Annotated in this window: 5 protein-coding genes and 3 tRNA genes; 6 read left to right on the forward strand and 2 right to left on the reverse strand. The window is 63.6% G+C overall.

What is annotated here, in order from left to right:
* The 3 genes from QZY44_RS07455 to QZY44_RS07465 all read left to right on the forward strand — a co-directional run.
* Nucleotides 1-1,799 (forward strand): ABC transporter ATP-binding protein (locus tag QZY44_RS07455; protein ID WP_295444433.1); only part of this gene is annotated, 1,799 nt, incomplete at its 5' end.
* Nucleotides 1,800-1,817: 18 nt separating this feature from the next.
* Nucleotides 1,818-2,303 carry a DUF1854 domain-containing protein gene (locus QZY44_RS07460; RefSeq protein ID WP_295444436.1) on the forward strand — a complete coding sequence of 162 codons (486 nt, stop codon included), beginning with the start codon at nt 1,818-1,820 and terminating at the stop codon, nt 2,301-2,303.
* A 456-nt stretch (nt 2,304-2,759) separates the two neighbouring features.
* Complete coding sequence (locus QZY44_RS07465; protein ID WP_295444438.1) at nt 2,760-3,095, forward strand: 4a-hydroxytetrahydrobiopterin dehydratase; 336 nt, start codon at nt 2,760-2,762, stop codon at nt 3,093-3,095.
* A 124-nt stretch (nt 3,096-3,219) separates the two neighbouring features.
* Here the strand turns inward: QZY44_RS07465 and QZY44_RS07470 are convergent, their stop codons facing one another.
* Both QZY44_RS07470 and QZY44_RS07475 read right to left on the reverse strand, forming a co-directional pair.
* Nucleotides 3,220-3,396: a hypothetical protein gene (locus QZY44_RS07470; RefSeq protein ID WP_295444443.1), complete on the reverse strand. Its 177-nt coding sequence runs from the start codon at nt 3,394-3,396 to the stop codon at nt 3,220-3,222.
* A 183-nt stretch (nt 3,397-3,579) separates the two neighbouring features.
* Nucleotides 3,580-4,917 (reverse strand): UDP-glucose/GDP-mannose dehydrogenase family protein, encoded by a 1,338-nt coding sequence (locus QZY44_RS07475; RefSeq protein WP_295444446.1) that lies wholly within the window; start codon nt 4,915-4,917, stop codon nt 3,580-3,582.
* Between the two features lie 245 nt (nt 4,918-5,162).
* On the opposite strand from QZY44_RS07475, the gene QZY44_RS07480 reads away from it, so the two are divergent.
* From QZY44_RS07480 to QZY44_RS07490, 3 genes are all read left to right on the forward strand, one after another.
* Nucleotides 5,163-5,247: transfer RNA gene (locus tag QZY44_RS07480), tRNA-Tyr, on the forward strand.
* 121 nt (nt 5,248-5,368) lie between these two features.
* Nucleotides 5,369-5,442: transfer RNA gene (locus QZY44_RS07485), tRNA-Gly, on the forward strand.
* Between the two features lie 69 nt (nt 5,443-5,511).
* Nucleotides 5,512-5,587, forward strand: a tRNA-Thr gene (locus QZY44_RS07490).

Consider the following 5,587-nt stretch of genomic DNA (forward strand, 5'->3'; position numbering starts at 1 on the left):
CCTGTGTCTTTTGCGCCGCCCCACCGCTGCCGCCGCCGGGCCGCTCATTGTGGCGGGTGATGCGCTTCGCCCGCCCCCAGGCCGGGCTCATCATTCTGGGCTTCACGCTGATGCTCGCCTGCACGGCCGCCGGCCTGGTCCCGCCGTATCTCACCATGCCGCTGTTGGACAAGGTGCTAATCCCCCACCAGAGCACCGGCGCGCCACTGGACTACCACCTGGCTGGCCTCTATCTGGCCGGCCTGGGCGGCGCGGCGGTGCTCGCCTGGCTGCTGGGCTGGGGACGAACCTATGTGATGGCCGCAGTGAGCGAGCGTATCAGCGCGGACCTGCGCAACCACACCTACGCGCACCTCCAGACCCTGTCGCTGGAGTTCTTCGGCGGCAAACGCACCGGGGACCTGATGTCGCGCATCGGCACCGACACCGAGCGCCTGTGCTACTTCCTGTCCGTGAGCCTGCTCGATCTGCTCAATGACATCCTGACCATCCTGATGGTCTCCGTGGTGCTGCTGACGATTGATCCCCGCCTGGCACTGGTCACGCTGGCCCCCTTCCCCATCATCGCCTGGCTGATCCACCGGGTGCGCTCACGCCTGCGCCACGGTTTCGAGCGCAGCGCCGTCGCCTGGGCGGATATGTTGAGCGTGCTGGCGGACACCATCCCCGGCATCCGCGTGGTGAAGGCCTTCACCCAGGAGCGGCGCGAGATCGAGCGCTTCAACCAGGCCAACGAGCACGTCTTCACCACCAACACCAGAGTGAACGTGCTGTGGTCCTTCTTCGGTTCGACCGTGACCTTTCTCACCGAGTTGGGGCTGCTGGTGGTGTGGGCCTTCGGGGTCTGGCAGGTTGGCCAGGACCATGTGACCGTGGGCGTGCTGACCGCCTTCGTTGCCTACATCGGCCGCTTTTACGCACGCCTTGAGACCCTGAGCCGGCTGGTCGGCGCCGTCCAGCGGGCGGCCGCCTCCACCCACCGGGTGTTCGAGATCCTCGATCGCGTCCCCAGCGTCCCGGAGCCGCTGCACCCGGTGGCGCCGGGGCGGGTGTCGGGGGCCATCGAGTTCCGCGGTGCATCCTTCCAATACGGGCCGCGGCGTGTCCTGCACGACATCAACTTCACCGTCCGCCCGGGCGAGATGGTGGGCCTGGTCGGCCACACCGGCGCGGGCAAGACCACGCTGGTCAACCTGATCTGCCGCTTCTTCGACGTGGCCGAGGGGCAGATCCTGGTCGACGGGGTCGACATCCGCGCCTTCCCGGTGGAGGCCTATCGGCGCAACATCGGGATCGTGCTGCAAGAGCCCTTCCTGTTCTTTGGCACCATCGCGGAGAACATCGCCTACGGCCGCCCGAGCGCCAGCCGCGCCGAGGTCATGGCGGCCGCCCGCGCGGCCAGTGCGCACGAGTTCATCCTGCGCCTGCCCGACGGCTACGACTCACTGGTCGGCGAGCGCGGTCAGTCACTGTCCGGCGGCGAACGCCAGCGCATCAGCATCGCCCGGGCGCTCCTGACCGACCCCCAGATCCTGATCCTGGACGAGGCCACCTCCTCGGTCGACACCGAGACCGAGCGCGAGATCCAGGGCGCGATCGACAATCTGACTCACGGCCGCACCACCATCGCCATCGCCCACCGCCTGAGCACCCTGCGCCGCGCCGACCGGTTGGTGGTCCTGGAGCGCGGGCGCATCATCGAGGTGGGGACCCACAAGGCCCTGCTGGAACAGAAGGGTGCCTATGCGCGGCTCTACCATGCGCAATTGGAACAGGCGAAGCAGCATTTGACGCTTTAGGCTCAGGAGCGCACCAGCATGATCGAGACCATCCAGTCAGACCCCGACTTCCAATTGCGGATCGACCCCTTCGGCCGGCTCGTCTACGTTGATGCGACCGGCCACGAATACGTGGATGCGGTGCCGGTACGTGCCTACCCCATCACCGACCCGACGCACTGGGTGGTGATCTGCGATGCGCAGGGGCGCGAGCTGCGCTGCATCGAGGACCTGAGCACCCTGCCGGGCGCGGTCCGCGACATCCTGGAGAATGAGCTCGCGCAACGGGAGTTCGCCCCGCAGATCCGGCGCGTGATCCTGGTCTCCAGCTATCTGGAGCCCGCCGAATGGGAGGTCGACACCGACCGCGGACATACGCGCTTTGTACTCAAGACCGAGGATGATGTGCGCCGACTTGGGCCGTATAGTGCGATGATTCAGGACTCACAGGGGGTACGTTATCTGGTGCCCGATACCCGACACCTGGACCCCTATAGTCGGCGGGCGGTGGACCGATATTTGTAACCCACGGCAGAACTGCAATGATCTTTTCTTGGCACGATCCCGGTGGCAACACAAAGTATTTGTCCGGTAAGTGCCTGCACCGTTGGTGTGTCAGACTTCGCAAATGAAGAAATCCGAAACTCTTGCATTCCTTCAACACTTTCAGCATTCGTTGAATCGCGAGTTACCGGCTTTGCCATCCCTCCATTCGCACGTCCGCGAATTAGCCTCCTCTGCGTTGGGGTTACTTCGTCACCCCAACCTACGGTTTATTGACACCAGGAACGTAAGGGGTAGCGACGAACCCTAAAGAAGACTCAAGGAACTTCTGTGATGCTGACTGATTCCGCGATCCAACAAACCGCGGCCCGCGTCGTCGCGGCGGCCCAAGCGCCGCTGAAGGTCATCCTGTCAAGACCTGACCCTGGACCTGCGCGATAGACATCCGAACGATGAAGAAAACGGCCGTTGGCCGGAATGATGATCAAGGCCAACAAAGCCCACCGCCCGAACCAGGAGCTGATTATGTCTAAAATGCAGAAACTCACAACATCGGAAATAGAAACCCTGCTACCCAGTCGACCACTGTGGTCCATTGAAGATGGCAAGCTCACGCGAACACTTGAGTTCAACGACTTCGTCGCCGCATTTGGCTTCATGAGCAAAGTTGCGTTGATAGCCGAGCGACTGAATCATCACCCAGAATGGTTCAACGTCTACGGCACGGTACGCATCCAACTGCGCTCACACGAGGCTGGCGGATTAAGCAGCAATGACTTCCAGCTGGCGGAACACATCGATAACATGGCATAGACAGTATTCAACGCCTGCGCCGACATGCCAGAGTACTGCACGAACGAAAGCAACGCGGATGCGGCAACCTGTTTCGCAACGCACCCGCCTACTCGGACAGCGGCTCATGGATGTCTTGACGAGGTCAGTCGTCGATACGGCTACGGCAGGGCGATTGCAGGGCCTTGCCGTCGGCCTGGAAGACGACGCACGAGCGCGCGATCAGGGGCGAGCCCGCAAGACCCGCGGGAATGCTGTCCGTGATCGCGCAGGTCCGCTGGCGCACCACGACCAACTGACCGACTTGCGGAGCTGTTTGCACCCCCACCTTCTTGACCAACCTGACAATCGCCTACCCGGCAATCACCAAGGCTGCGCACGCCCAGGGAACCCCCTGGAGCGTTGCGCGGGATTGGCCGCGCCACCCACGCAGTTAGTCCCACAAGCCTTGTCACCGGGGGCAAGGCAGGAGGCTCCCGCCCCCGCCTGCTGAATCCGTCGTCGCTCAGCTCGGCGTGGCCGGCACCCGTCCGATGGAGAGGTAGGTCAGTCCGGCGGCCGTGGCCACGCGGGGGTCCAGAATATTGCGGCCGTCGAAAATCACCGGATGCTTGAGCGCGGCCTTGATGGCCTCGAAGCTGGGGCTGCGGAACTGACTCCACTCGGTCAGGATCACCAGAGCGTCGGCCCCATCAAGGGCCAGCAGCGCGTCCTTGGCCAGCGTGAGATCGGGCCGGTCGCCATAGATCCGATGGACCTCCTGCATCGCGACCGGGTCGAAGGCGCGCACCTTGGCCCCGGCGACCCACAGGGCCTCCATCAGGGTGCGACTGGAGGCCTCGCGCATGTCGTCCGTGTTCGGTTTGAATGACAAGCCCCAGAGGGCCAGGGTGCGGCCTTTGAGGTCGCCGCCGAAGTAGTCCGAGATCTTCTTAAACAGGACCTCCTTCTGGCGGAAGTTGACCGCCTCCACCGCCTGCAACAACTCGGCCCGGTAGCCCAGTGCCCGGGCGGTGTGCTCCAAGGCGCGGACGTCCTTCGGGAAACAGGAGCCCCCGTAGCCACACCCGGGATAGATGAACTGGTAGCCGATGCGCGGGTCTGAGCCCATCCCGACCCGGACCTTTTCGATGTCCGCACCGACCGCCTCAGCAATGTTCGACAGCTCGTTCATGAAGCTGATCTTGGTGGCGAGCATGGCGTTGGCGGCGTACTTGGTCAGCTCGGCGGAGCGCACGTCCATCAGCATGACGCGGTCGTGGCTGCGGTTGAAGGGGGCATACAGCGCCCGCAGCAACTCGCCGGTGCGCGGGTTGTCGGTGCCGACGATGATCCGATCCGGGCGCATGAAGTCCTCGATGGCGGCCCCCTCTTTCAGGAACTCGGGGTTGGACACTACATCGAAATCCGCCGCAACGCCGCGCGCTGCCAGCGTCTGTGCGACCCGCGCCGCCACCTTGTCGGCCGTGCCGACCGGGACGGTCGACTTGTCGACGATGATCCGGTAAGAGTCGATCTGCTCGCCGATGGTTTGGGCCACCGCCAGCACATACTGGAGGTCCGCGGACCCGTCCTCGTCCGGCGGCGTGCCCACGGCGATGAACTGAAACAGCCCGTGCCGCACCCCGGCCGCGGCGTCGGTCGAAAAATTCAGGCGACCCGCCGCGCGATTCTTCTGAATCATGTCGTCCAGACCGGGCTCGAAGATCGGTACCCCGCCGCTATTGAGCAGCTCGATCTTGTGCGGGTCGACGTCAATGCAGAGCACATTGTTGCCCACCTCGGCGAGGCAGGCCCCCGTCACCAGGCCGACATAACCGCTGCCGAATATCGTCACATCCATCGAAGACTCCCGTTTTTTTTCATTGATTTAGCATGGATTGTCTGGCGGCCGCGCCCGGCCCCGGGAGGTGCTTAGCGGCCCCACGGCCGCATGCCCAAGCCGGTTACCGCCAAGCAGGGCGCACAGTATGGTACGGTGCGCCCCGCGCGGGGATTGAAATATATCAGTTCTCTCGCAACACTCCCTGTTGGACAAATCCGGCTTGACGCACCCCAGCAAGCCATCTATACTGTGTCGCTCGATTCGGAGGGGTTCCCGAGCGGTCAAAGGGATCAGACTGTAAATCTGACGGCTCAGCCTTCGGAGGTTCGAATCCTCCCCCCTCCACCATTTAGGCAATGGAGCCGAAAGAGTGTGCTGCCCAATCGGCGCTGCTTCGGCGATGTGGTTTTCGGTGAACGGCGGCCGGATGATCCACCAGTAGGATGCCGCGCGGCCCTCAGAGCGCCACGCGGGTGTAGTTCAACGGTAGAACCTCAGCCTTCCAAGCTGATGGTGTGGGTTCGATCCCCATCACCCGCTCCATAGAAGCGGTCAGGTGCGGCGGACGCCGGGAAATGTGTTCCGGTGCCACTGCCCGATGTTGAAGTTTTTGCCCATGTAGCTCAGTTGGTAGAGCACACCCTTGGTAAGGGTGAGGTCATCGGTTCGACTCCGATCATGGGCTCCA

The sequence above is a fragment of the uncultured Thiodictyon sp. genome (assembly GCA_903837595.1).
In the GTDB taxonomy this organism is placed as follows: Bacteria; Pseudomonadota; Gammaproteobacteria; order Chromatiales; family Chromatiaceae; genus Thiodictyon.

Bases quoted from the DNA above. Each gene is read 5' to 3' on its own strand.
- QZY44_RS07460 (WP_295444436.1), top strand. From the start codon at position 1,818: ATGATCGAGACCATCCAGTCAGACCCCGACTTCCAATTGCGGATCGAC.
- QZY44_RS07465 (WP_295444438.1), top strand. From the start codon at position 2,760: ATGATGATCAAGGCCAACAAAGCCCACCGCCCGAACCAGGAGCTGATT.
- QZY44_RS07475 (WP_295444446.1), bottom strand. From the start codon at position 4,917: ATGGATGTGACGATATTCGGCAGCGGTTATGTCGGCCTGGTGACGGGG.